General features: G+C 52.7%; 17 protein-coding genes. 13 read left to right on the top strand and 4 right to left on the bottom strand.

Translation table 11 applies throughout. The annotated features are described in order from the left end of the window. Nucleotides 1-110 precede the first annotated feature (110 nt). The 4 genes from lolA (at nt 111) to ACP3TC_RS13790 (ending at nt 5,059) form a co-directional block, all read left to right on the top strand. Entirely contained in the window at nt 111-722 is a 612-nt protein-coding gene (gene lolA / locus ACP3TC_RS13805; protein ID WP_313856744.1) for an outer membrane lipoprotein chaperone LolA, read from the top strand. A 7-nt stretch (nt 723-729) separates the two neighbouring features. Then, the gene (locus ACP3TC_RS13800; protein WP_426816668.1) at nt 730-2,073 is read left to right on the top strand and encodes a replication-associated recombination protein A; all 1,344 of its coding nucleotides are present in this window, start codon (nt 730-732) and stop codon (nt 2,071-2,073) included. Nucleotides 2,074-2,303: 230 nt separating this feature from the next. Beyond that, on the top strand, nt 2,304-3,596 hold the full coding sequence (gene serS / locus ACP3TC_RS13795; RefSeq protein WP_313856747.1) for a serine--tRNA ligase: 1,293 nt from the start codon (nt 2,304-2,306) through the stop codon (nt 3,594-3,596). A gap of 314 nt (nt 3,597-3,910) precedes the next feature. Continuing rightward, a complete protein-coding gene (locus tag ACP3TC_RS13790; RefSeq protein ID WP_313856748.1) occupies nt 3,911-5,059 on the top strand; it encodes an MFS transporter in 1,149 nt (382 codons plus the stop codon). 75 nt (nt 5,060-5,134) lie between these two features. Here ACP3TC_RS13790 and pflA read toward each other — a convergent pair whose 3' ends face one another. The 4 genes from pflA to ycaO all read right to left on the bottom strand — a co-directional run bounded on the left by pflA (nt 5,135) and on the right by ycaO (nt 11,426). Continuing rightward, a complete protein-coding gene (pflA, locus tag ACP3TC_RS13785; RefSeq protein ID WP_313856749.1) occupies nt 5,135-5,875 on the bottom strand; it encodes a pyruvate formate lyase 1-activating protein in 741 nt (246 codons plus the stop codon). Nucleotides 5,876-6,047: 172 nt separating this feature from the next. Next, nucleotides 6,048-8,330 (bottom strand): formate C-acetyltransferase, encoded by a 2,283-nt coding sequence (pflB, locus tag ACP3TC_RS13780; RefSeq protein ID WP_426816667.1) that lies wholly within the window; start codon nt 8,328-8,330, stop codon nt 6,048-6,050. 84 nt (nt 8,331-8,414) lie between these two features. Then, nucleotides 8,415-9,278, bottom strand: coding sequence for a formate transporter FocA (focA, locus tag ACP3TC_RS13775; RefSeq protein ID WP_313856752.1), 864 nt, complete (start codon nt 9,276-9,278; stop codon nt 8,415-8,417). 390 nt (nt 9,279-9,668) lie between these two features. Further along, entirely contained in the window at nt 9,669-11,426 is a 1,758-nt protein-coding gene (gene ycaO / locus ACP3TC_RS13770) for a 30S ribosomal protein S12 methylthiotransferase accessory factor YcaO (protein WP_313856753.1), read from the bottom strand. Nucleotides 11,427-11,768: 342 nt separating this feature from the next. Here ycaO and serC point away from each other — a divergent pair, with 342 nt between their 5' ends. From serC to ACP3TC_RS13725, 9 genes are all read left to right on the top strand, one after another. Further along, on the top strand, nt 11,769-12,854 hold the full coding sequence (serC, locus tag ACP3TC_RS13765) for a 3-phosphoserine/phosphohydroxythreonine transaminase (protein ID WP_313856754.1): 1,086 nt from the start codon (nt 11,769-11,771) through the stop codon (nt 12,852-12,854). A gap of 102 nt (nt 12,855-12,956) precedes the next feature. After that, the gene (aroA, locus tag ACP3TC_RS13760; RefSeq protein WP_313857651.1) at nt 12,957-14,240 is read left to right on the top strand and encodes a 3-phosphoshikimate 1-carboxyvinyltransferase; all 1,284 of its coding nucleotides are present in this window, start codon (nt 12,957-12,959) and stop codon (nt 14,238-14,240) included. Between the two features lie 212 nt (nt 14,241-14,452). Next, nucleotides 14,453-15,142, top strand: coding sequence for a (d)CMP kinase (gene cmk, locus ACP3TC_RS13755; protein WP_052896534.1), 690 nt, complete (start codon nt 14,453-14,455; stop codon nt 15,140-15,142). A 126-nt stretch (nt 15,143-15,268) separates the two neighbouring features. Continuing rightward, nucleotides 15,269-16,942, top strand: a complete 1,674-nt coding sequence (gene rpsA / locus ACP3TC_RS13750) for a 30S ribosomal protein S1 (RefSeq protein ID WP_426816666.1) — start codon at nt 15,269-15,271, stop codon at nt 16,940-16,942. Between the two features lie 88 nt (nt 16,943-17,030). Continuing rightward, complete coding sequence (gene ihfB, locus ACP3TC_RS13745; protein WP_173633613.1) at nt 17,031-17,315, top strand: integration host factor subunit beta; 285 nt, start codon at nt 17,031-17,033, stop codon at nt 17,313-17,315. Between the two features lie 212 nt (nt 17,316-17,527). Continuing rightward, complete coding sequence (locus tag ACP3TC_RS13740) at nt 17,528-19,786, top strand: ComEC family protein (RefSeq protein WP_426816665.1); 2,259 nt, start codon at nt 17,528-17,530, stop codon at nt 19,784-19,786. A gap of 36 nt (nt 19,787-19,822) precedes the next feature. Beyond that, nucleotides 19,823-21,571, top strand: a complete 1,749-nt coding sequence (gene msbA, locus ACP3TC_RS13735; RefSeq protein WP_426816664.1) for a lipid A ABC transporter ATP-binding protein/permease MsbA — start codon at nt 19,823-19,825, stop codon at nt 21,569-21,571. Next, nucleotides 21,568-22,545, top strand: coding sequence for a tetraacyldisaccharide 4'-kinase (lpxK, locus tag ACP3TC_RS13730; protein WP_426816663.1), 978 nt, complete (start codon nt 21,568-21,570; stop codon nt 22,543-22,545). Before msbA ends, lpxK begins: the two co-directional genes overlap by 4 nt. 63 nt (nt 22,546-22,608) lie before the next feature. Continuing rightward, on the top strand, nt 22,609-23,820 hold the full coding sequence (locus ACP3TC_RS13725) for a winged helix-turn-helix domain-containing protein (protein ID WP_426816662.1): 1,212 nt from the start codon (nt 22,609-22,611) through the stop codon (nt 23,818-23,820). Nucleotides 23,821-23,891 lie beyond the last annotated feature (71 nt).

Genomic DNA, 23,891 nt, shown 5'->3' with positions numbered 1-23,891 from the left:
CACGGACGGCATTACTGCCGCCCGTGCCAATGTTGTTTACCACACTTAAGGGCGGCGATATTGCTACCCGTGCCGATGATTTTCACGGCTCGTAACGACGGGATATATAAATGAAAAAATTATTACTTTCTTGCTGCCTGCTGGCTACCCTGACTTCGACGGCTGCACTGGCTGATGCTGCCAGTGATTTGCAGCAACGCCTGGGCAAAGTTAAAAGCTTCCATGCCAGCTTTACGCAGAAAGTTACCGATGCCAGCGGCTCTTCGGTACAGGATGGTGAAGGTGAGCTGTGGGTTCAACGGCCGAATCTGTTTAACTGGCATATGACAGCGCCGGATGAAAGCGTGCTGATCTCCGACGGCAAAACTTTGTGGTTTTACAACCCGTTTGTCGAGCAGGTCAGTGCCAGCTGGCTGAAAGATGCTACCAGCAACACGCCATTTATGCTGATTGCACGTAACCAGTCCAGCGACTGGCAGCAGTACAACATTAAGCAGCAGGGCGACAATTTTGCACTGACGCCGAAAAGTGCCGCCGGTAACCTGAAGCAGTTCACCATCAACGTTTCACCTAATGGCACCATTAATCAGTTCAGTGCCATTGAGCAAGACGATCAGCGCAGTTCTTATACGCTGAAAACCCAGCAGAATGGTGCAGTAAGTGCTGACAAGTTTACTTTTACGCCACCTAAAGGCGTGACGGTTGACGATCAGCGTCAGTGAGGTTTAAGTGAGTAATCTGTCCCTGGATTTTTCTCATAACGAGTTTCAGCCGTTGGCCGCGCGTATGCGGCCCAACACGCTGGCGCAATATATCGGCCAACAGCACTTGCTGGCAGCGGGAAAACCGTTGCCGCGCGCCATCGAAGCCGGTCACTTGCACTCGATGATTTTATGGGGGCCGCCAGGGACCGGTAAAACCACACTGGCAGAAATTATTGGCCATTACGGCAAGGCTGATGTTGAGCGCATTTCCGCCGTCACCTCAGGGGTGAAAGAGATCCGTGAGGCGATAGAGCGCGCGCGACAAAATCGTAATGCTGGCCGTCGCACCATCTTGTTTGTTGACGAGGTGCATCGCTTCAATAAAAGCCAGCAGGATGCCTTTCTGCCGCACATCGAAGATGGCACTATCACTTTCATCGGTGCTACTACCGAGAATCCTTCCTTTGAGCTGAACTCGGCGCTGCTGTCGCGGGCGCGTGTCTACTTACTGAAATCACTGACTATCGCTGATATAGAGCAGGTGCTTGAACAGGCGATGAGCGATAGTGAGCGCGGTTATGGCAGCCAGAATATTTTGTTGCCCGATAATACCCGCGCGATGATTGCCGAGCTGGTGAATGGCGATGCGCGCCGTGCGCTGAATACGCTGGAAATGATGGCCGATATGGCCGAAACCAATGCGCAGGGCCAGCGCGAACTGACACCGCAACTGTTGAATGAGGTTTCCGGTGAACGCAGCGCCCGTTTCGATAATAAAGGCGACCGTTTTTACGACTTAATTTCGGCGCTGCACAAGTCGGTGCGTGGTTCAGCACCCGATGCGGCGCTTTACTGGTATGCTCGCATTATTACCGCAGGCGGCGATCCGCTGTATGTCGCCCGACGTTTGCTGGCGATCGCTTCGGAAGACGTCGGCAATGCCGATCCCCGTGGCATGCAGGTCGCCATTTCCGCCTGGGATTGTTTTACCCGCGTCGGCCCGGCAGAGGGTGAACGCGCGATTGCTCAGGCGATTGTCTACCTTGCCTGCGCGCCAAAGAGCAATGCAGTGTATACCGCATTTAAAGCGGCAATGCGCGATGCGCGTGAAAACCCCGATTACGATGTGCCGGAGCACCTTCGTAATGCACCGACCAAACTGATGAAAGAGATGGGGCTGGGTGCCGAGTATCGGTATGCTCACAATGAACCTAATGCCTATGCTGCAGGTGAAAACTACTTCCCGCAACAGATGGCCCAAACGCGCTATTATCAGCCAACTTCTCGCGGTCTTGAGGGTAAAATTGGCGAAAAGCTCGCCTGGTTGACCGGTCAGGATCAAAATAGCCCGACAAAACGCTACCGCTAATTCAGACGTTGCGGTAAGGTTAGCAATGAATTCAACGTATTCGCCGGATATGCGGATGCGTCCCTCTAATTTATTACCCAACGTTATTGGAGTTGCAGCCAGGCAACACGCTCACCAATCACGATAAGCTGACTACGGTCAGGCCTTCGAATCGGTGAATACTGCTGATGCTGCTGCTGAAACTTCAGCAACTCTGGGTGTTACTCAACCATAATAATCACAGGATTAGCATGCTCGATCCCAATCTGCTGCGTAACGAGCCAGACGCAGTCGCTGAAAAACTGGCACGCCGAGGATTTAAACTGGATGTTGACACGCTGCGCTCCCTCGAAGAGCGTCGTAAAGTGTTGCAGGTCGAAACTGAAAATCTGCAGGCAGAGCGTAACTCCCGATCCAAATCCATCGGTCAGGCCAAAGCGCGTGGGGAAGATATCGAGTCGTTGCGTCAGGAAGTGAATACACTGGGCGAACGTCTTGACGCCGCCAAGTCTGAGCTGGATGCACTGCAGAATGAAATTCGCGACTTCGCGCTGACCATGCCTAACCTGCCGTCTGATGAAGTTCCGCTGGGTAAAGATGACAGCGAGAATCTGGAAATCAGCCGCTGGGGCGAACCACGTAAAATTGATTTTACCATTCGTGACCACGTTGAACTGGGCGAGATGGCACAGGGGCTGGATTTTGCCTCTGCGGTTAAACTGACCGGTTCACGTTTTGTGGTGATGAAAGGTCAGATCGCGCGTATGCATCGCGCACTGAGCCAGTTTATGATCGATCTGCACACTGAGCAGCACGGTTATCTGGAAACCTACGTGCCTTACCTGGTTAACCACGCCTCGCTGTACGGCACCGGTCAGCTGCCGAAGTTTGGCGAAGATCTGTTCCATACGCGTCCGCTGGAAGAAGAGTCAGAGAGCAGCAGTTATGCGCTGATTCCGACTTCAGAAGTGCCGTTGACTAACCTCGTGCGTGACGAAATTGTCGAGGAAGAGTCTCTGCCGCTGAAGATGACGGCGCACACGCCATGCTTCCGTTCTGAAGCCGGTTCTTATGGCCGTGACACCCGTGGTCTGATCCGTATGCACCAGTTTGATAAAGTTGAAATGGTGCAGATCGTTCGTCCGGAAGATTCCATGCAGGCGCTGGAAGAACTGACTGGTCACGCTGAGAAAGTGTTGCAACTGCTGAACCTGCCTTATCGTAAAGTGCTGCTGTGTACTGGCGATATGGGTTTCGGTGCGACAAAAACTTACGACCTTGAAGTCTGGCTGCCGGCGCAAGATACCTACCGTGAGATCTCTTCATGTTCGAATATGAGTGATTTCCAGGCGCGCCGTATGCAGGCCCGTTGCCGCAGCAAAACCGAGAAGAAACCGCGTCTGGTCCATACCCTGAACGGTTCCGGCCTGGCTGTTGGTCGCGCGCTGGTTGCGGTACTGGAAAACTATCAGCAAGCTGATGGTCGTATTCAGGTGCCGGAAGTATTGCGTCCTTATATGAAAGGGCTGGAATTTATCGGCTAACAGCGCTGAAAGTTTCATCGCTTCAGAAAGCCCGGCAACGATAAGTTGCCGGGCTTTTTTTACGACTATGAGTAAATTTTATCAGCAATAAAAATGATGGTTCTCAACCGGCGATATTTGGCGAAAAATTCGATAAATCATAGAGATATTTCGCTTTGCGGGGGTTACCACATTTATCCGTAAGCCGTTGTAGATAAAAAAATTAAATCGGTCTCAGGCAAATCGTGCGATGGTCGATTTCTGTGCGTTGACATTAGCATTAGTAATGGCAATATGCGCGCCAAATCTCCCTGCTTACTTTGGCCGTTTCATCTATGTCCACCTGGTCTCGCCCTGTCATCTTGCTGCTCTGCGGCTTATTACTGTTGACGGTTTCAATTGCCGTGCTCAATACCTTAGTTCCACTCTGGTTGACGCACGATCGGTTGCCTACCTGGCAGGTCGGGATGGTTAGCTCATCCTTTTTTACCGGTAATCTCGCAGGAACGTTGGTGGCGGGTTGGTTAATCAAACGTCTCGGTTTTAACTACAGCTACTATCTGGCGACGGTAGTGTTTGCCCTTGCGACCGCATGGTTAGGAATGAGCAGTGGCTTTATGGCGTGGAGCCTCGGGCGTTTTGCTGCCGGGATGGGCTGTGCGCTGATCTGGGTGGTGGTTGAGAGCGCATTGATGTGCAGTGGCACGGTGCGCAACCGTGGTCAGCTGCTGGCGGCATATATGATGGTTTACTACCTTGGTACCGTCGTCGGTCAGCTGCTGGTCAGCAAAGTGTCGACAGAGCTGCTGAATGTTTTACCGTGGGTCACCGGCGTGATGATTGCCGCTATTCTGCCGCTGATATTTACTAAAGTGAATACCGGTGGTGAGGAAGAAGAGGCGCCAGGCCGCATGTGGTCGATGCTGCGCCGTCGTAGCGCACGTTTGGGTATCAACGGCTGCATTATCTCTGGCGTGGTTCTGGGGTCATTGTACGGCCTGATGCCGCTGTGGCTGTCACATCATGGCATGAGCGATGCTTCGGTCGGGTACTGGATGGCGCTGCTGGTCAGTGCCGGGATTATCGGACAATGGCCGGTCGGCCGCCTGGCTGACCGCTTTGGCCGCTTGCTGGTGCTGCGCGTGCAGGTATTCGTGATGATTGTCGGTGCAATTGCAATGTTAAGTGATGCTGCAATGGGCCCGGCGCTGTTCGTGCTCGGTTGCGCAGGCTTTACGCTGTATCCGGTGGCGATGTCCTGGGCCTGTGAGAAAGTGACCCGGCATGAATTAGTGGCGATGAATCAGGCGCTGTTGTTAAGTTACACCATTGGCAGCCTGGTGGGGCCTACCATGACGTCAATGCTGATGCAGAATTATTCGGACAATCTGCTGTTTGTGATGATTGCGGCGGTGGCGCTGGTGTATCTGGTGATGCTGCTGCGTAAAGCCGACCAGCACGCGACGCCAATTGCTCACGCCTGAATATGTTCAGGGGCGGCTAAAACGTTAGCCGCCCCTGACTGACAAAGATCTAAGAAGGCGTTTTCGCCGCCGGTATCAATACATTACCTTGTGACCATAGCCTTCAAGAATATGCTTTATGCGATCCATGGTGTCAGCTGTCGGTGGCTTGACGCCGTCCAGCTTGTACTCTTCGCCCATCGCAATCCATTTATGTTTACCCAACTCATGATAAGGCAGTAGCTCGATTTTCTCGACGTTGCCCATGTCGCGGGTAAATTCTCCCAGCTTGTGCGCTGAATCATCATCATCCGAATAGCCTGGAACCACGACATAACGGATCCAGGTCCGGATACCGCGTTTAGCAATATAGCGGGCGAAGTCCAGCGTGCGGTGATTAGAGACGCCGACCAGATTTTGATGGATATCATCATTCATCTGCTTCAGATCCAGCATCACTAAGTCGGTCACATCCAGCAGTTCATCAATTACCGGATCATAGCGGCGCACAAAGCCATTGGTATCGAGACAGGTATGAATACCTTCCGCATGGCAGGCACGAAACCAGTCGCGGACAAACTCCGCCTGCAAAATCGCTTCGCCGCCCGATGCGGTTACGCCGCCGCCGGAGGCATTCATAAAGTGGCGATAGGAAACCACATCCTTCATCAACTCTTCCACGGTGATCTCAGTACCGCCGTGGGTGTCCCAGGTATCACGATTATGGCAGTACAGGCAACGCATCAGGCAGCCCTGAAAGAAGGTGATAAAACGGATGCCGGGACCGTCTACGGTTCCGCAGGATTCGAATGAGTGAATACGACCGATAGCTGACATTGCGATGAGTTCTCCATGGTGAACCTGTCAGTGACAGGTTACGCAGTCTTTAAGCGCTGCGTTATGTAAGACTGTTTTGCCAGCGACCTGACGTGCAGATGGCTGGCAAAGCAGGCTTTAACTAAAAAGGCTCCACGGGTGGAGCCTTTGTTAAGCCCTCAGGCGACTAAGATTACAGCGACTTAGTGAAGGTACGGGTAATAACGTCCTTCTGCTGTTCTTTGGTCAGCGAGTTAAAACGCACTGCATAACCTGAAACGCGAATGGTCAGCTGCGGATATTTTTCCGGATTATCCATTGCATCCAGCAGCATCTCACGGTTCATCACGTTGACGTTAAGGTGCTGACCGCCTTCGATGCTGGATTCGTGATGGAAATAGCCATCCATCAGGCCAGCAAGGTTGGTTTTACGCACGTCGTCATCTTTGCCCAGCGCGTTTGGCACGATAGAGAAGGTATAAGAGATACCATCTTTCGCGTAGGCAAACGGCAGTTTCGCCACTGAAGTCAGTGATGCAACCGCGCCTTTCTGGTCACGACCGTGCATTGGGTTAGCACCTGGTCCGAACGGTGCACCGGCGCGACGACCATCCGGAGTGTTACCGGTTTTCTTACCGTACACCACGTTTGAGGTGATGGTCAGTACTGACTGCGTTGGCACCGCATTGCGATAAGTTTTCAGCTGCTGAATTTTCTTCATGAAGCGTTCAACCAGATCACAGGCCAGATCATCAACGCGCGGGTCGTTGTTACCAAACTGCGGATATTCACCTTCGATTTCAAAGTCAATCGCCAGGCCATCTTCATCACGCACTGGTTTCACTTTAGCGTATTTAATCGCTGACAGTGAGTCAGCCGCAACGGACAGGCCGGCGATACCACATGCCATAGTACGATAAACATCGCGGTCATGCAGAGCCATCAGTGATGCTTCGTAGCTGTATTTGTCATGCATATAGTGAATGACGTTCAGCGCGGTCACATACTGTTTGGCCAGCCAGTCCATAAAGTGATCCAAACGACCCATCACGATATCGAAGTCCAGGACTTCATCCATGATTGGCGCTTCTTTTGGACCAACCTGCATTTTCATTTTTTCATCGATGCCGCCGTTGATGGCGTACAGCATGGTTTTCGCCAGGTTAGCGCGGGCACCAAAGAACTGCATTTGTTTACCGACGATCATTGGGCTGACGCAGCAGGCAATCGCGTAGTCATCGTTGTCAAAATCAGGACGCATCAGATCATCATTTTCGTACTGCACTGATGACGTATCGATGGAAACTTTCGCCGCGTATTTTTTAAAGTTCAGTGGCAGTTTTTCAGACCACAGAATGGTCATGTTTGGCTCAGGAGACGGGCCCATGGTGTACAGCGTATTCAGGAAGCGGAAGCTGGATTTACTGACCAGCGTACGGCCATCAACGCCCATACCTGCCAGTGACTCGGTGGCCCAGATTGGGTCGCCAGAGAACAGCTCATCATACTCAGGGGTACGCAGGAAACGCACCATACGCAGTTTCATTACCAGGTGGTCGATCAGTTCCTGTGCTTCTTGCTCAGTGATCTTGCCGGCTTTCAGATCGCGTTCAATGTAGATATCAAGGAAGGTCGAAACACGACCAAATGACATTGCTGCACCGTTCTGCGATTTAACCGCTGCCAGGTAGCCGAAGTATGTCCACTGTACTGCTTCCAGCGCATTCGTAGCCGGGCCGGAGATATCGCAGCCATATTTTGCTGCCATCTCTTTAATTTGCGCCAGTGCATGGTGCTGGTCAGCAATCTCTTCACGCAGACGGATAGTGGCTTCAAGATCAACGCCATTTTCCATATCGCTCTGCAGCGAAGTGAACTGGGCGAATTTATCTTTCATCAGGAAATCGATACCGTACAGCGCAACGCGGCGGTAGTCACCGATGATGCGTCCACGACCATAAGCATCAGGCAGGCCGGTCAGCACGCCTGATTTACGGCAACGCAGGATATCCGGGGTATACACATCGAATACGCCCTGGTTATGGGTTTTACGATATTCGGTGAAGATTTTTTTCAGGGACGGATCCAGCTCGCGACCATATACTTTACAGGAACCTTCAACCATCTTGATGCCGCCAAACGGAATCAGGCCGCGTTTCAGCGGAGCTTCAGTTTGCAGGCCGACGATTTTTTCCAGTTTCTTGTTGATGAAACCGGCGTCGTGCGAAGTAATAGTTGATGCGAGGTCGGTATCAAAATCGACCGGCGCATGGGTGCGGTTCTCAATTTTGATGCCTTCAAGAACGCTTTCCCACAGCGCGGTGGTGGCTTCAGTGGCACCGGCGAGGAAAGACTCGTCACCTTCATACGGCGTGTAGTTTTTCTGAATAAAGTCGCGCACATCGACGGCATTCTGCCATTCGCCCGCGGTGAAAGTTTCCCAGGCTGAGGCCAATTTTTGATTAAGCTCGGTCATTTGATACCTACCTTATTTGTGGAGTTCTTTCGTCGTTCCGGTCGTCTGAACAGACGGCCGGTTCAGTATGCTTAAGCCCGGCGGCTAGTGTTGATGTTTATCGCCGCCGCGTAAATAGATGACCCAATAAGTGAGTCCGACCAGAATACCGCCACCGATAATGTTGCCGATGGTGACAGGAATCAGGTTGTCGACAATAAAGTTGCTGACGGTCAGGCTGGAGAACTGATCGGCGGTAGCGCCTGCTGCCTGCCAGAACTCGGGTGAAGCGAAATCGCGGATGACGATAGCCATCGGGATCATAAACATGTTGGCGATGCTGTGCTCAAAGCCGCAGGCGACAAACATCGCGACGGGCAGCACCATCGCCAGCATTTTATCTGTCAGCGTGCGGCCGGAATAACTCATCCATACCGCCAGGCAAACCATCAGGTTAGCCAATGTGCCCAGGCAGACAGCCTCGATAAACGAGTGATGCATTTTATGATCGGCGGTTTGCAGCACGTTAAGGCCCCATGCGCCGTTGGCCAACATATGTTCACCGGAAAACCAAATCAGGGCGACAAAGAACAGTGCGCCAAACAGGTTGCCGATGTAAACGTTAATCCAGTGACGTGCCAGCTGTAACCAGCTGATGCGACCGCTGGCTTTAGCCACCACAATCAGCACGGTAGAAGTAAACAGATCCGCGCCGCAGACCACTACCAGCATTAATCCCAATGAGAAACAGATGCCGCCGACCAGTTTTGCCAGGCCCCAGGGTACTGCGCCTGTACCGGTGGTGACGGTGATATAGAAGACAAAGGCGATGGAAATAAACACGCCAGCGGTGATAGCCAGGAAAAAAGTAGTAAGCGGTTGTTTGGTCGCTTTATATACTCCCGCTTCTTCAGCGACTTTAGCCATCGCGGCGGGTAACAGTAGGTCGAACGGATTGTCAGCTTTCACACTAACGTTCTCCTGAAATTTGTCAGCAACGAGATACTAACAAAGGAGTATAGGGTAGAAATTGATATGGATCATACCGGATAAGATTATCGTCTTAAAAACCCTAAAAAATTGCGGGTTAATTGATCTATGTTGTTGATTTTGTTGATAAAAAAATATTTGAAATTGTGCAATAAAAGTTGAAAATAACACGTTTTGCTAAAGTGTCAGTACAAGAATTATCCGCCAGGTTATATAAAAAGGCTATTTCAGGGCGATATTACATACAAAGAATGACAGTTTACTGACTTTTATTTTCAATAATTGCGGCAGGCGGAGTAAATGAGGGACAAAATTAATAAAACGGGCTATTTCATACGATGCTGAAATCGCAGAAATAGCCCGTCAATATTATTTCCAGTACTGGCGTTTAGCGCGCTGTAATTTCTCGTACGCTGCCAGTAAAGACTGGTGTGCCGGGAAAGCGACTAAATCGCTGTCTACCGCTTGCAGGCCGTAGAACGGCGCTTCGCCGCTCAGTGCTGCTGAAGCCGCTTCTACCGCAGCGCTGCCGTACATACGGACAAAAGCGTTGTGGTACTGCAACGGATCGCGCTCGTCTTCCTGCGATAACAGCAGCAGGGTTTGCAGGCAGCGATAGTAGTTGGCGCGTTCCGGGCTAAAGATCGAGCTGTTGAACTCCATGGTCCACTCAGTCCAGATCAGTGCCTGCTCCAGATCGCCACCCGCCAGCGCCAGCATGGCTTTCAGCTCGCCAATGCGCAGGGTGTACCAGCCGTTATCTTTACCAGTTGCCATACCCAGCAGCTCACGCACACGGGTAAAATCATCATGGCCTTCTTCGTCCAGCTGGGCGATCAGCGCAAGATAATCCTCTTTCTGCCACTCGCTTGCTGGCAGTGACAGCAGCGTTTCACGTAGATAAGTGCCCATGCTGTTATTTGCCAGCAGCAGATCTTCCGCCGGATAGATATCCGACATGCCCGGTACGATGATACGGCAGGCGTAAACGTCGAGATGCTGGTAGTCGGCGATATAGACTTCTTTATCTTCCGCCTTGAAGATTGCCATCAGGGTGGCAAACTCTTCTTCAGTGGTGCCGCTGAAGCTCCAGTCAACAAACGGATAATCGGCATCATCTTTAAACATATCCCAGGAGATCAGGCCGCTGGAATCGATAAAGTGGGTTTCGAGGTTGGCATGCTCGGCCACTTCTTCATCATCGAAGGTGGGCGGAGTGAACACGTCGAGATCTTTCAGGCCGCGGCCCTGTAACAGCTCGGTAACGGTACGCTCAAGTGCGACGCCAAAATCAGGATGCGCGCCGAAAGAGGCGAAGCAGGTGCCATTGGCCGGGTTAAACAACACCACGCAGATTACCGGGTATTTGCCGCCCAGTGATGCATCGTAAGAAAGGATCGGGAAACCTTCAGCTTCCAGGCGTGCGATGGCTTCAACCACGCCAGGATAACGGTTCAACACCTCGGCCGGAATTTCTGGCAGGCTGATAGATTCAGCAATAATACGGTTTTTAATGTAGCGCTCGAACACTTCTGACAGGCCCTGCACGCGCGCTTCATTGGCGGTGTTACCGGCAGACATACCGTTCGACACATACAGGTTGCCGATGATGTTCATCGGAATATAGACGGTCTGGTTATCTGACTGACGGCTGAACGGCAGGGCGCAGATGCCGCGATCGGCATTGCCGGACTGCAGATCGATCAGGTCGCTGGCGCTCAGTTCGTTTTCCGGATCGTAGAATTTACGCAGGCGGTCATCAAGCATGCCTTGCGGTAAGCTCTCATCTTCGGTCAGCGGGAACCATTTCTCGTTAGGGTAGTGAACAAAATCACCGTTGGCGATAGAGTCGCCTAACCAGAAGTCGGCGAAGAAATAGTTGGTTGAGAGACGCTCGAAATACTCACCCAGCGCGGAGGCCAGCGCGGCCTTTTTGCTCGCGCCTTTACCATTGGTAAAACAGAGTGGGCAATCGCGGTCACGAATGTGAACTGACCAGACGTTAGGAACAGGATTCAGCCAGGACGCTTCTTCAATATTGAAGCCCAGATCCTGCAATTTTTGCTGAAAACGTGCGATGGAATCTTCCAGCGCGGCGTCTTTGCCAGGGATATAAGTTTGAGTCATTTTGCCCACTATTATTGATTGTGCGTATAGCGCGCAATGATACGGGTTTTGCGGGCTAATCGCTATCAGAGGGCAATAATTTCCTGCGGTATGCTGTATGAGGCGTCGGCGCGGGCAATTACCGCTTATCCGCAAGATTTCAGCAAGCCCCGCTGCTGGGGGAGTGTTCCCGCCGCCGGTTTCGAACAAAATATCGCGGTTATTTGCAATTACCCTACAAGCTGTTGCCGCGCTGCGGGTAAAAACGTGATCCAGCCCGGATAAATGATTGCAGCATCAGGGGCGCAGTGATAAAACCGATAGCAGATTCATAACCGATAGATCTGACAGTGGTGAGGGGAAATGACTCAGGTTTTTAATTTTAGCTCCGGTCCGGCAATGCTGCCGGTAGAAGTGCTTCGTCGTGCAGAACAGGAATTGTGTAACTGGCAAGGTTTAGGCACCTCCGTAATGGAGATTAGCCATCGCAGTAAAGAGTTTATTCAGGTCGCAGAAGAGGCAGAACAGGATCTGCGCGATCTGATGAAAATCCCCTCCAACTATAAAGTTTTATTCTGCCACGGTGGCGCACGCGCACAATTTGCGGCGGTGCCGTTAAATCTGCTGGGGCAGGCAAAAACCGCCGATTATGTTGACGGTGGCTATTGGGCGCAGAGCGCGATCAAAGAAGCGGTGAAATATTGCACGCCTAATGTGATTGACGCCAAAACCACGGTTGACGGCTTAACCGCAATCACCCCAATGAGCAGCTGGGCGCTCAGCGATGATGCTGCCTATGTACACTACTGCCCGAATGAGACCATTGACGGCATCGCCATCAATGAACAGCCGGACTTTGGCAACAAAGTGGTGGTAGCCGATCTCTCCTCAACCATTCTCTCTCATCCGATTGATGTCAGCCGCTACGGCGTGATTTATGCCGGAGCACAGAAGAACATCGGTCCTGCTGGCATCACGCTGGTGATCGTGCGTGAGGATCTGCTGGGTCAGGCGCGTAAAGAGCTGCCTTCTATTCTCGATTATAAAGTGCTGGCTGATAACGAATCGATGTTTAACACGCCGCCAACTTTTGCCTGGTATCTCTCTGGTCTGGTATTTAAATGGCTGAAAGAGCAGGGTGGCGTGAGCGAAATCGATAAACGCAATCAGGCGAAAGCTGACCTGCTGTACGGCGTGATCGATAACAGTGATTTTTATCGCAATGGCGTGGCGCTGGCGAACCGTTCCCGTATGAACGTTCCCTTCCAGCTGGCGGATGCCAACCTGGATAAACTGTTCCTGGAGGAGTCGTTTGCTGCCGGTCTGCATGCACTGAAAGGTCATCGGGTGGTTGGCGGCATGCGTGCTTCCATCTACAATGCGATGCCGCTGGAAGGGGTGAAAACCCTGACCGACTTTATGGTGGACTTCGAGCGTCGTCACGGTTAATGACCTGCGTGAGTTCGGATCACGATTAATGAGTAAATACTGAAACCTCGCCCCGTCGCGAGGTTTCATTGCAATTGTTTTTTGGAGAATAAGTTTCGCATGCTGGAATCCCTGACGTTACAACCCATCGCACGCGTCGACGGCACCGTTAATTTACCGGGCTCAAAAAGCGTTTCTAACCGCGCTCTGCTGCTGGCTGCACTGGCAAATGGCACCACGCGTCTGACCAATCTGCTGGACAGCGATGACGTCAAACATATGCTCAATGCATTAACCGCGCTGGGTGTGACTTATACGCTTTCTGCCGACCGTACCGTGTGTGAAGTTGTCGGTTGTGCCGGACCGCTGCATGCGGATAACGCGCTGGAACTGTTTCTCGGTAACGCAGGTACCGCGATGCGCCCTTTAGCCGCGGCACTTTGCCTCGGCAGCAATGACATTGTGCTGACCGGCGAACCGCGAATGAAAGAGCGCCCAATCGGTCATCTGGTTGACGCATTACGTCAGGGCGGCGCGCAGATTGACTATCTGGAGCAGCAGGATTATCCACCGGTGCATATTAAAGGCGGTTTTGTCGGCGGTGAAGTTGCCGTTGATGGCAGCGTCTCCAGTCAGTTTCTGACCGCTCTGCTGATGACCGCGCCGCTGGCACCGCAAGACACGCAGATTGTCATTAAAGGCGAGCTGGTTTCTAAGCCTTACATTGATATCACGCTGAATCTGATGAAAACCTTTGGCGTGGTAGTGGAAAACGATCAATACAAAACGTTCCATATTCGCGGCAAGCAGCAGTACCAGGCTCCGGGTGATTATCTGGTTGAAGGTGATGCGTCTTCCGCCTCTTATTTCCTCGCGGCCGCTGCGGTAAAAGGCGGCACCGTGCGCGTGACCGGAATTGGCCGTAACAGCGTACAGGGCGATATTCGTTTTGCGGATGTGCTGGAAAAAATGGGCGCAATCGTGGAATGGGGCGATGATTATATTGCCTGTAGCCGTGGCGAACTCAATGCCATCGATCTCGATATGAATCATATTCCGGATGCGGCGATGACTATTGCCACCGCGGCGCTGTTCGCCAAAGGCACCACCGTGCTGCGCAATATCTACAACTGGCGGGTGAAAGAGACCGATCGCCTGGCGGCAATGGCGACAGAACTGCGTAAAGTCGGCGCGGAAGTGGAGGAGGGGCATGACTATATTCGCATCACGCCGCCGGACACCATTCAGTATGCTGAAATCGGCACCTATAACGATCATCGTATGGCGATGTGTTTCTCGCTGGTGGCGCTCTCATCCACTCCGGTGACCATTCTCGATCCAAAATGCACCGCGAAAACCTTCCCCGACTACTTTGAGCAACTGGCACGCATCAGCCAGCTGGCTTAATCCGGTCCGCCCGTCGCAACACGCCGCGACGGGCGGCGTTTTTCTCTCCATCTTGCCACTGCTGTCTTCACACCTTGCCATCAGCCTGTTGATTATTTTTCCTGGGTCTATGCTTAGGGGTAACGATCGCGACTATTGCAGCGTATAATGCGCGGCGATATTTGTCTGACGTGCAGGCAGTCACGGAAAATTTCCAGCAACAGGAGAGAAAGATGACGGCAACAGCCCCGGTTATCACCATTGATGGGCCAAGTGGTGCGGGTAAAGGCACGCTGTGTAAAGCAATGGCAGAAGCCTTGCAATGGCATCTGTTGGATTCAGGCGCAATTTACCGCGTTTTAGCGCTTGCTGCTCTGCATCATCAAGTGGATATCGAGTCTGAAGAAGCGCTGGTTCCGATTGCCGCCCATCTGGACGTGCGATTTGTGTCGACCAACGGCGAACTGGAAGTGATTCTGGAAGGCGAGGATGTCTCCGCCGAGATTCGAACGCAGGATGTCAGTAACACCGCATCAAAAGTCGCCGCATTTCCGCGCGTGCGTGAGGCGCTGCTGCGCCGCCAGCGGGCATTCCGAGAAGCGCCGGGCTTAATTGCCGATGGCCGCGACATGGGAACCGTGGTATTTGTTGATGCGCCAGTAAAAATCTTTCTTGATGCCAGTTCTGAAGAGCGTGCGCACCGCCGTATGCTACAGTTGCAGGAGAAAGGCTTTAGTGTTAACTTTGAACGCCTTTTATCTGAGATAAAAGAGCGCGATGATCGCGATCGTAATCGGGCAATAGCGCCTTTGGTCCCTGCTAAAGATGCTCTGGTACTGGATTCAACCAGTATGACCATTGAGCAGGTGATTGAAAAAGCGTTACACTATGCCCGGGAAAAGCTCGCATTGCCGAATAATTAATTCGGTAAGTCACGCGCAGATGAATTCCTTAACCCTGTGATATGGACGTCATGGGGCATGTGAAACAACCCCATCCGGCAGGAAGTCAGGTGGACGTTAAATTGAAGAATCCTGAAGATTATCAATATGACTGAATCTTTTGCTCAACTCTTTGAAGAGTCCCTGAAAGAAATCGAAACCCGTCCGGGTTCCATCGTTCGTGGTATCGTTGTCTCTATCGACAAAGATATCGTTCTGGTTGATGCGGGTCTGAAATCTGAATCTGCAATTCCTGCAGAGCAGTTCAAAAACGCAGCCGGCGAACTGGAAATCCAGGTTGGTGACGAAGTTGACGTTGCTCTGGATGCAGTAGAAGACGGCTTCGGTGAAACCCTGCTGTCCCGTGAAAAAGCTAAACGTCATGAAGCTTGGATCACGCTGGAAAAAGCTTACGAAAACGCTGAAACTGTTACCGGTGTTATTAACGGCAAAGTCAAGGGCGGCTTCACTGTTGAGCTGAACGGTATTCGTGCGTTCCTGCCAGGTTCACTGGTAGATGTGCGTCCAGTGCGTGATACTCTGCACCTGGAAGGCAAAGAGCTTGAATTCAAAGTAATCAAGCTGGATCAGAAACGTAACAACGTGGTTGTTTCACGTCGTGCGGTTATCGAATCCGAGAACAGCGCAGAGCGCGATCAGCTGCTGGAAAACCTGCAGGAAGGCATGGAAGTTAAAGGTATCGTTAAGAACCTCACTGACTACGGTGCATTCGTTGATCTGGGCGGCGTTGACGGCCTGCTGCACATCACTGACATGGCATGGAAACGCGTTAAGCATCCAAGCGAAATCGTCAATGTTGGCGATGAAATCAATGTCAAAGTACTGAAATTCGACCGCGAGCGTACCCGTGTATCACTGGGTCTGAAGCAGCTGGGCGAAGATCCATGGGTTGCTATCGCTAAACGTTACCCAGAAGGCACCAAGCTGACTGGTCGCGTGACCAACCTGACTGACTACGGCTGCTTCGTTGAGATCGAAGAAGGCGTTGAAGGTCTGGTTCACGTTTCAGAAATGGACTGGACCAACAAAAACATCCACCCATCCAAAGTTGTTAACGTTGGTGATGTTGTGGAAGTTATGGTTCTGGATATCGACGAAGAACGTCGTCGTATCTCCCTGGGTCTGAAGCAGTGCAAATCTAACCCATGGCAGCAATTCGCAGAAACCCACAACAAGGGCGACCGTGTTGAAGGTAAAATCAAGTCAATCACTGACTTCGGTATCTTCATCGGCCTGGACGGCGGCATCGACGGCCTGGTTCACCTGTCTGACATCTCCTGGAACGCTACCGGAGAAGAAGCAGTTCGTGAATACAAGAAAGGCGACGAAATCGCAGCTGTGGTTCTGCAAGTTGACGCAGAGCGCGAGCGTATCTCCCTGGGCGTTAAGCAGCTGGCAGAAGATCCGTTCAACAACTACATCTCTCTGAACAAGAAAGGTGCAATTGTTAACGGTAAAGTGACTGCAGTTGACGCTAAAGGTGCTACAGTTGAATTAGCAGACGGCGTTGAAGGCTACCTGCGTGCTTCTGAAGCTTCACGTGACCGCGTTGAAGATGCAACTCTGGTTCTGAATGTTGGCGACGATGTTGAAGCTAAATTCACCGGTGTTGATCGTAAAAACCGCGTTGTTAGCCTGTCTGTTCGTGCGAAAGACGAAGCTGACGAGAAAGATGCTATTGCTACTGTTAAGAACAAACAGGAAGAAAGCAACTTCTCCAGCGCTATGGCTGAAGCGTTCAAAGCTGCTAAAGGCGAGTAATCGACCTGACTGTCCGGGTGGCGTAAGTCGCCCGGACTCAGTAGTAAGCTGTCAAAACCTTTTCCATTAGGGATTAACCGGAGGATTTATGACCAAGTCAGAACTGATTGAAAGACTTGCAGGCCAGCAGACTCATATTCCGGCGAAAGTCGTTGAGGATGCGGTTAAAGAGATGCTTGAGCATATGGCCACAACGTTGGCTGAAGGCGAACGCATCGAAATCCGGGGATTCGGCAGCTTTTCTTTGCACTACCGTGCACCTCGCACTGGCCGTAACCCGAAAACGGGTGACAAAGTGGATCTGGAAGGTAAATACGTTCCCCACTTCAAACCAGGCAAAGAGCTGCGCGATCGCGCAAATATCTACGGTTAAGCAGCCGCGTAGCGGATACGATAAAACGACCCCTCAGGGTGTCGTTTTTTTTTGCCTGTTGCTCGCGTTTGCGTGCAACCTCACAGCGTTTTGTCGTCTGATGTCACGCTGAATGATTTCCTGGAAGCCACTTTCCGCTATCACCCGATCACGGCTGCATTGCCAAGTCACTTCCGTCAAACTCCTGGCTCACCGCACAAGGAATGACGACAGTGAAATCCCTTACTCAGCTCTCCTGGATGATTATCTGCGCGACCCTGCCACTTTGTTGGCTACCGGAGCTGCCGCACAATAATTATCTGTGGCTGGCTGGCATCCTCGCTCTGCTGATGCTGCTCAGCCGCTGGCGAACGGCACGAGTAGTGGCAACCGGGCTGCTGCTGTTTGTCTGGTGCTGTAGTATCGCTCGCCAGACGGTGGATCAGCTGGAGCAGCTTAGCGCGACGCCTGTCGAGGTCAGGGTTAAAATCGACAGTCTGATGAACGGCGGAGAACGGCTGAAAGTGCGCCTGCTTTCAGTTGACCAGCGGCCACTGTTTCCACCGGTATATGCGATTATTACTCCGCCTCAGCAGGCTGAACCTGCCTGCGTTGGTCAGCACTGGCAGATGACCCTGAATTTGAGGCCGGTTCACGCTCGTCTGAATCAGGGGGAATATGACCGGCAACGCCAGGCGCTGGCCAGTCAGACGCTTTTCACCGGCCGCGCGAGCGCTGCCCGGCTGTTGCAGCACGAATGCAGCTGGCGACAAAAAATTATCGACAGCGCTAAGCCGCATTATCAGCATCTTCGCTGGCAAAGCGTGATGACTGCGCTGGCTTTTGGCGAGCGTGGGGAGATGACTGGCGACATAACCCAGCTATTGCGCGAAACCGGCACTGCACATCTGATGGCGATTTCGGGAATGCATATCGGGCTGGCGGCGATGTCCGGCTGGCTGCTGGCGCGTGGTCTGCAATTTTTTCTGCCCGCGCATTTAATCGGCTATCGGATGCCCTTGGCCGTCAGCCTGCTGGTGGCGCTGCTTTATACCTGGCTGTCGGGCGCTAATCCTCCGGCGGTCAGAGCGATGCTGGCACTGGCGTTGTGGTGTGGCCTGCGGCTGGCCGGGCTGCGCTGTAGCGGCTGGCAGGTGTGGAGCCTCTGCATCGGATTGATTCTGTTTTTTGACCCGTTAACCATCCTCTCCGACAGTTTCTGGCTATCAGCGCTGGCGGTGGCGGCTTTGCTGCTCTGGTATCAGTGGTTTCCACTGCCAGCCCGGTTTATGCGTGATAAACGCTGGTTATTGTTGCAGCTGCTTCATTTGCAGCTGGGAATGATGCTGCTGTTGATGCCGGTTCAGGGGTTTATTTTTCATGGCGTCAGCCTGAGCGCGTTAATCGCTAATGTGATAGCGGTACCGATTGTTTCGTTGATCAGCGTGCCGTTAATTTTGTTCAGTATGCTGACATCATTCAGTAGCTGGAGCTCGCTGAGTTGGTGGCTGGTGGATCGTTCACTGGCGCTGGTTATCAATAGCTTACAGTTATTGCCCTCGGGCTGGTTAATGCTGAGTGAATCACAGGCACTCTGCAGCCTGCTGTGCTGGCTGGGATTAGTGATTTGGCGATTTGGCTGGTGGCACGCTTCTCCGGTTAGCATTGTCAGCTTGCTGCTGGCGCTACTCTGCTGGCGACAGAGCCTTCCGCAACCGGACTGGCGTATTGATATGCTGGACGTCGGGCATGGCCTGGCGGTGGTGATATCCCGACAGGGGAAGGCGGTCATCTATGATACCGGCAATCGCTGGCCTGGCGGCGATGCGGGTGAGCGGATCATTGCGCCCTGGCTGCGCTGGCAGGGAATTGAGCCACAGCAGATTATCCTGAGCCATATTCATCTGGATCATACCGGCGGTACTGCCAGCCTGTTACGCGCCTGGCCACAGCTGACGGTGCGAAGCGCGCTGGGCCAGGCTGACCACTTGCCCTGTTACGCTGGCGAGCAATGGCAGTGGCAACACCTCAATTTCCAGGTGTTGTGGCCGGAACAAGGCAATCAGCGTGGCCAGAATGATGATTCCTGCGTGTTGCTGATTGATGATGGCAGGCACCGTATACTGCTGACGGGCGATCTTGAAGCGGCTGGTGAAAGAGCGCTGGTTGCCCGCTATAAAACCGCATTACAGGCCGATATTATTCAGGTGCCACACCATGGCAGCCGCACATCTTCTGGTGCGTTGTTATTACGTAATGTTAAAGGCACGGCGGCACTGGCATCGGTCGCGCGTTTTAATGCCTGGCGTTTACCCTCGGCAGAAATTATTCAGCGCTATCAGGATAATGGCTATCAATGGCATGACACCGCGCTCTCCGGGCAGTTGAGTGTGCAATTTATCAACGAAAATTGGCAGGTCAAAGGGTTAAGAGAGCAAATAATGCCCCGTTGGTATCATCAGTGGTTTGGCGTCCCCAGGGAATCCAGGTAGAATGAGCGGCTACTTAAGTCTAAAGCTGGTTATATAATGCATCTGGATAAAGATCTCTCGACATGGCAGACATTCCGTCGCCTCTGGCCGATGATCGCGCCGCACAAAGCAGGTTTGATAGTGGCAGCGATTGCACTGATCGTTAACGCGGCTGGCGATACCTTAATGTTGTCACTGCTGAAACCTTTACTCGATGATGGTTTTGGTAAATCAGATAGCTCGGTTCTGCTTTGGATGCCACTGGCCGTGATTGGCCTGATGCTGATGCGCGGTATTTCTGGATTTGTTTCCAGCTACTGCATCTCATGGGTGTCCGGTAACGTAGTGATGAATATGCGTCGTCGCCTGTTCAGTCATATGATGGGGATGCCGGTTTCGTTCTTTGACCAACAATCGACCGGCACTTTGCTGTCGCGCATTACCTACGACTCAGAGCAGGTTGCCTCATCCTCTTCCAGTGCACTGGTTACCGTCGTGCGTGAAGGGGCATCGATTATTGGCCTGTTTATCATGATGTTCTACTACAGCTGGCAGCTGTCGCTGATTCTGATTGTGCTGGCACCGATTGTTTCGTTTGCGATTCGTCAGGTTTCCAAACGATTCCGTAATATCAGCAAGAATATGCAGAACACCATGGGTGAAGTGACCACCAGCGCTGAGCAGATGCTGAAAGGGCATAAAGAAGTGCTGATCTTTGGTGGTCAGGAAATCGAAAGCAATCGCTTTGCGGCAGTCAGCAACAAAATGCGCCAGCACGGTATGAAGCTGGTTTCTGCGTCATCGATTTCCGATCCTATCATTCAGTTGATCGCTTCAATGGCGCTGGCGTTTGTGCTGTATGCAGCCAGCTTCCCAAGCGTCATGGAAACCTTAACTGCCGGTACCATCACCGTGGTGTTCTCCTCAATGGTCGCGCTGATGCGCCCACTGAAGTCACTGACCAACGTTAATGCGCAGTTCCAGCGCGGCATGGCGGCCTGTCAGACGCTGTTCTCGATCCTCGACAGCGAGCAGGAAGTGGATTCTGGTAAGCGTCAGATTGAACGCGCTAAAGGTGATATCGAATTCCGTGACGTTACCTTTACCTATCCGGGACGCGAAAACCCGGCGTTACACAACATCAATTTAACCATTCCAGCCGGTAAAACCGTGGCTCTGGTAGGGCGGTCGGGTTCGGGTAAATCGACCATCGCCAGCCTGCTGACGCGTTTTTATGATATTCAACAGGGCGAAATCCTGATGGATGGCCACGATCTGCGCGAATATACCCTGAGTTCGTTGCGTAATCAGGTTGGGCTGGTGTCGCAAAACGTTCATCTGTTTAACGATACTATCGCCAATAACATCGCCTACGCGCGCAGCGAAGAGTACAGCCGTGAACAGATTGAGCAAGCGGCGATTATGGCGCATGCGATGGACTTTATCGGCAAAATGGAAAACGGCCTGGATACGGTGATTGGTGAAAATGGCGTGCTGCTTTCGGGTGGTCAGCGTCAGCGTATTGCCATCGCCCGTGCCTTACTGCGCGACAGCCCGATTCTGATCCTCGATGAAGCAACTTCGGCACTGGATACCGAGTCGGAGCGTGCGATTCAGTCAGCGCTGGATGAGCTGCAGAAAAACCGTACCTCACTGGTGATTGCCCACCGCCTGTCGACCATTGAAAAAGCCGATGAGATTGTGGTGGTGGAAGATGGGCGCATTGTTGAGCGCGGCTCACATGAGCAGTTACTGAGTGAGAGAGGCGCCTACGCCCAGTTGCATAAGATGCAGTTTGGTCAATGATTGAGCGCATCTGGAGCGGACGTTCGCCACTCTGGCTGCTGCTGCTGCCATTCAGCTGGCTATATGGGCTGATTAGCAATGGTATCCGTCTGAGCTATCAGCTTGGCTGGCGCAAAGTGTGGCGTGCGTCTGTCCCGGTGGTGGTGGTCGGTAATCTGACCGCCGGCGGCAATGGTAAAACGCCGGTGGTGATCTGGCTGGTGGAGGCGCTGCAACGTCAGGGCTTGCGCGTCGGCGTGGTATCACGTGGCTATGGCGGTAAGGCGGAACGCTATCCGTTGCTGCTGGATGCCGCGACAACCACGGCGCAAGCCGGTGATGAGCCGGTGTTAATTTATCAGCGCACTCAGGCGCCGGTGGCGGTTTCACCGGTGCGCCGTGAAGCGGTGCAGGCGCTGCAGTCAGGCGGTAATATTGATGTGATCGTCACCGACGATGGCCTGCAGCATTATGCGCTGGCGCGCGATTTTGAAATTGTGGTGGTGGATGGCGAGCGTCGCTTTGGTAACGGCTGGTGGTTACCGGCCGGGCCGATGCGTGAACGTGCCGGACGTCTTAACAGTGTCGATGCGGTGATCGTGAATGGCGGCAGCGCCAGTGGTAATGAAATTGCTATGCAGCTGCAACCGGGCGCGGCAATTAACCTGAAAACCGGCCAGGCGCAACCGCTGTCAGCGTTTGACCAGGTGGTGGCCATGGCCGGTATTGGCCATCCCCCGCGCTTCTTCAATACGCTGGCGCAGCAGGGAGTAATGCCGATCCGACAGCTGGCTTTTGCTGACCATCAGGCGTACAGCGAAGCTGAATTACGTGCGCTGACCACCGGCAGTCAGGCTCTGATTATGACGGAAAAAGATGCGGTAAAATGCCGTCAGTTTGCTCAGGATAACTGGTGGTATCTGCCGGTAGATGCACAGCTTAGCGCGGCGCCCGCTGCGGAACTGATTAATAAAATTACCTCTCTCTGTCAGTAATAACGCTTAGCGGCGAGTGATTAGCCGCTAAACTTAAGGCATCTGATGATTCAGGATGCCAGAATGTCCGAAACTGAACTCTCGCTTAATACTGCCCGAAAGCTGCATCTGGCAGCGCAGAATCTGCTGAAACCTCCGCCGCGCAAGGCGTTATATGATGACGTGGCGGCGGCAATCCGCCATATGTCACTGCTGCAAATCGATACTATTCATGTGGTCGCGCGCAGTCCTTACCTGGTGCTGTTTAGTCGGCTGGGCGCTTTTCCACCTGAGTGGCTGGAGATGACGCTGGCCGAAGGCAAGCTGTTCGAATACTGGGCGCATGAAGCCTGTTTTATCCCCGTCGAAGATTACAAATTACTGCGCCACCGTATGCTGGCACCGGCCAATATGGGCTGGAAATATAACGCTGGCTGGGTAGAACAGCATCAGCAGGACATTCAACAGTTGATGCGGCATATTGAGCAGCATGGCCCGGTACGTTCGGCAGACTTCAGCGCGTCACCGGCCCAGAAACCCGGCTGGTGGTCATGGAAACCGCATAAGCGCCATCTGGAAAATCTGTTTACCGCTGGTGAAGTGATGGTAACTGAGCGCCGCAACTTTCAGCGTGTATACGATCTTCGGCGGCGAGTGTTGCCAGAGTGGGATGATGATTTGCATAGGCTCAGCGAGCCAGACGCGGTGCAACAAATGGTGCAAAACAGCATGCGGAGCCTCGGTATTTTTCGTGCTGAATGGCTGGCGGATTATTACCGACTGAAACGTGTGCCGGTGAAGCCGCTGTTATCGCAGGCGCTGGAGCGTGGTGAAGTGGTGGCAGTTAAGGTGGAAAAGCTCGGCATCATGTACTTACATCGCGGCTTGCTGCCGCTGCTGGAGCAGCCGTTACTGGCAACCGCCAGCGCGTTGTTATCGCCATTTGATCCGGTGGTCTGGGATCGTCGTCGCGCACTGGAACTGTTTAACTTCGATTATCGTCTTGAGTGTTATACGCCGGAAGCCAGGCGTAAATTTGGCTATTTTGTGTTACCGATTTTACATCGCGGCGCGTTAAAAGGGCGGCTGGACGCCAAAATGCTGCGCAAAGAGCAGATACTGCAAATTAAAGCCGTATGGCTGGAAGCGGGAGTTAAGGTTAATGCGAGTCTGGTGCGCGATTTGACCCGAACCCTGAACGACTTTGCCCGCTGGCAAGGGGCGGAGCAGGTGATCGTTGACCATGCACCTGCCGAACTCAGCAACTGCTGGGGACACGGCTGGCGATGTCTGTAGCGACTTTACGCTGGAACCCGACGACGGACAATAACTGCTGTCCAGTCGGCTGTGATATGCTTGGATTCCTG

The organism is Winslowiella sp. 2C04 (assembly GCF_050037805.1).
Classification (GTDB): domain Bacteria; phylum Pseudomonadota; class Gammaproteobacteria; order Enterobacterales; family Enterobacteriaceae; genus Erwinia; species Erwinia toletana_A.
This window is presented reverse-complemented; position numbering and strand designations above follow the sequence as displayed.